Annotated in this window: 2 protein-coding genes; both read left to right on the top strand. The window is 65.2% G+C overall.

The window, feature by feature from the left end:
* Positions 1 to 247 precede the first annotated feature (247 nt).
* Entirely contained in the window at positions 248 to 2,200 is a 1,953-nt protein-coding gene (gene mutL, locus B3873_RS02990) for a DNA mismatch repair endonuclease MutL (protein ID WP_209567993.1), read from the top strand.
* 10 nt (positions 2,201 to 2,210) lie between these two features.
* Positions 2,211 to 3,167 (top strand): tRNA (adenosine(37)-N6)-dimethylallyltransferase MiaA, encoded by a 957-nt coding sequence (gene miaA / locus B3873_RS02985; RefSeq protein WP_286863950.1) that lies wholly within the window; start codon positions 2,211 to 2,213, stop codon positions 3,165 to 3,167.
* The last annotated feature ends 124 nt before the right edge of the window (positions 3,168 to 3,291 follow it).

Below are 3,291 nucleotides of genomic sequence, written 5' to 3'. Positions count from 1 at the left end.
CCAGCAGAATGCAGCGCTGGTGGAGCAGGCCGCAGCCGCTGCACAATCGCTGCAGCAGCAGGCCGAGCGCCTGGCTGCCGCAGTGAGCACCTTCCGTGTGTAAATCATTTATATCGTTTGCATGATTTTCTGCGCGGCGATCCAACGATTGCCCTGCAGAAAACCCTGATCGCATCCGCTCCCAAGAAGCCGCCCCCGGGCGGCTTCGTCACATCCGGCCCCTGGCGTCGGCAGGTATAATCCCGCCATGAACGCACCGCACTCCTCCCCCGCTTCCGAACCGGCTGCCGCCCCGTCCCACCGCCCCATCCAGGCCCTGCCCGATCAGTTGATCTCGCAGATTGCCGCTGGCGAGGTGATCGAACGTCCTTCCGCCGTGGTCAAGGAATTGCTGGAGAACGCGCTTGATGCCGGCTCCACGCAAATCACCGTGCGCCTGGAGCAAGGCGGCGTCAAGCGCATCGCCATCACCGACAACGGACGCGGCATTCCACCTGAGCAATTGCCGCTGGCACTGGCGCGCCATGCGACGTCCAAGATTGCGTCGCTGACTGACCTGGAGAATGTCTCCACGCTCGGCTTCCGCGGCGAGGCGCTGGCCTCAATCGCCTCGGTGGCCCAGCTCACGGTAACCAGCCGCACCGCCGATGCCCCGCATGCATGGGAAATCACCGGCTCCCAATTCGGTACCGTGGCCCCGGCCTCAGGCGCACAGGGCACGACCATCGACGTGCAGGACCTGTATTTCAACACCCCGGCGCGCCGCAAATTCCTCAAGTCCGAACAGACCGAATACGGCCACTGCGCCGAGGTCGTGCGGCGTATTGCGCTGGCGCGTCCGGATGTGAGTTTTTCGCTGTCGCATAACGGCAAGACGGTCGATCACTGGAACGTCGGTGAATTCGCCAAGCGCAGCGCGCACATCCTCGGTGACGAATTCGCCAATGCGCGTCTGCCGCTCGACGAGAGTGCGGGCCCCTTGCGCCTGCATGGTTTCGTCGGCCTGCCGACGGCCTCGAAGGCACGCGCCGATGGCCAGTATTTCTACGTCAACGGCCGCTTCGTCCGTGACAAGCTGCTCACCCACGCCGTGCGCGCCGCCTATCAGGATGTGCTGCATGGCGACCGTTATCCGGCCTATGCGCTGTCGCTGACGCTGGACCCGGCGCTGGTGGATGTGAACGTGCACCCATCCAAGATCGAAGTGCGTTTCCGCGACAGTCGCGCGGTGCACCAGTTCGTATTTCACGCGGTCTCGCGCGCGCTGGCGCAGACCTCGGCCGTGTCCTTCGGCAATCTGCCGCAGCAACAGACCGAGAGCGCCGAGGGCGCGCCCGCTCCCGCCAGTGGCCCGAATGCCCCGCTGCCCTGGATGCGCGAACAGAAACAGCAGAGCTTCTCCGCCCAGTTCGCTGAACAACCGCGCCCGTTCTCCTTTGCCGGCAACGGCGGACCGGGCAGCGGCGGCTTCGGCGTACGCCAGGACCGCGCGGCCTACGGCAACATGTTCCGCAGCGAGCCTGCCGGGCAGAGCGACAGTGGCAATGCGGCGGCAGGCTTCAACAGCGCAGCCTTCCAGTCCGCTGCACAGCCCGCCGCCCCCCTGCCGGATGGCGACTTCCCGCTCGGCTTCGCGCTGGCGCAACTGCATGGCATCTACGTGCTGGCGCAGAACCAGGCCGGCCTGGTGGTGGTGGACATGCATGCTGCGCATGAGCGCATCCTCTACGAACAACTGAAGACCGCGCTCGATGGCAACGAGATGTTCGTGCAGCCGCTGCTGATCCCGGTCACCTTCTATGCCGATCCGGTGGAAGTGGGCACGGTGGAAGAACATCAGGAAACGCTGTCGGCCCTGGGCTTCGACATTGCCGTGATGTCCCCGACCACGCTGGCCGTGCGTGCCGTCCCGGCGCTGCTGAAGAACGCTGACGCCCAGACGCTGGCCCGCGACGTCCTGCGCGATGTGCGCGAGTACGGTGGTTCGCGTGTCTTGCTGGAGCGCCGCAACGAACTGCTCGGTACGCTGGCCTGCCATACGGCGGTGCGTGCCAATCGCAGTCTGACGCTGCCGGAGATGAATGCGCTGCTGCGCCAGATGGAAGCCACCGAACGTTCCGACCAGTGCAACCACGGCCGTCCGACCTGGACCCAGATGGGCCTGTCGGATCTGGACAAGCTCTTCCTGCGTGGCCAGTAAGGATCGTGTGATGACCCAGCAACTGCCTCTGGCGTTGGCCATCATGGGCCCCACTGCGTCCGGCAAGACTGCCGCTGCGCTGGAGATTGCCCGCCACCTGCCCTGCGAAATCATTTCCGTCGATTCGGCCCTGGTCTACCGCGAGATGGATATCGGCACCGCCAAGCCCAGCCCGGAAGAGCTGGCTGCCGTGCCGCACCACCTGATCGACATCATCGACCCGACCGAAGCTTACTCGGCCATGCAGTTCCGCCAGGATGCGCTGCGGCTCACGCTGGAGATTGCATCGCGCGGCAAGCTGCCCTTGCTGGTGGGCGGGACGATGCTGTATTTCAAGGTGCTGCGTGACGGCCTGGATGAGCTGCCGCAGGCCGATCCGGCATTGCGTGCGCAACTGGATGAGGAGGCGGCACGGATCGGCATGCCGGCCATGCATGCGCGCCTGGCGACGCTGGACCCGGTCACGGCTGCGCGACTGAAGCCGACTGACAGCCAGCGCATCCAGCGTGCGCTGGAGATCAGCTTGCTGAAGGGGCAGCCGATGTCGTCCTTGCTGTCGCAGAAGCCGCCTGAGCCGCTGCCGTTCGAGATGCTGCCGCTGGCGCTGGAACCAGCCGATCGCGCGGTGCTGCATGAGCGCATTGCATTGCGCTTTGACCTGATGCTGCGCGGTGGCGCGCTGGAACGTGAAGTCGCCGCTTTGCGCGCGCGGGGCGACCTGCATCTGGGGCTGCCGTCGATGCGTTGTGTGGGGTATCGGCAGATGTGGGAATACCTGGACGGCAGCATCGATGCCACGGCGCTGCGCGAGAAAGGCATTGCGGCCACGCGCCAGCTGGCCAAGCGCCAGCTGACCTGGCTGCGCTCCATGCCGGAGCGCATCAGCATCGACTGCAACCGCCCGGAGGCCACCGCCGAGGTGCTGGCGCGGGTGCAGCAAGCCTTGGCGGAACGCCGCGCCGGATGAGCTGCCGGGGCCTGTGGATAAAATTAAGAGGGAAATGCGGAAAAAGTATTGACAGAAGGAGATTAGACCTCTATAGTCTCGGGCTTGCCTCCTGGTGATATAGCTCAGCTGGTTAGAGCACAGC

Origin of the sequence: Herbaspirillum sp. UBA812, from assembly GCF_002296545.1 — a bacterium.
Classification (GTDB): domain Bacteria; phylum Pseudomonadota; class Gammaproteobacteria; order Burkholderiales; family Burkholderiaceae_D; genus Herbaspirillum; species Herbaspirillum huttiense.
This window is presented reverse-complemented; position numbering and strand designations above follow the sequence as displayed.

Excerpts from the sequence above, each read along its gene's own strand:
- mutL (WP_209567993.1), top strand. The coding sequence starts at position 248 with ATGAACGCACCGCACTCCTCCCCCGCTTCCGAACCGGCTGCCGCCCCG.
- miaA (WP_286863950.1), top strand. The coding sequence starts at position 2,211 with ATGACCCAGCAACTGCCTCTGGCGTTGGCCATCATGGGCCCCACTGCG.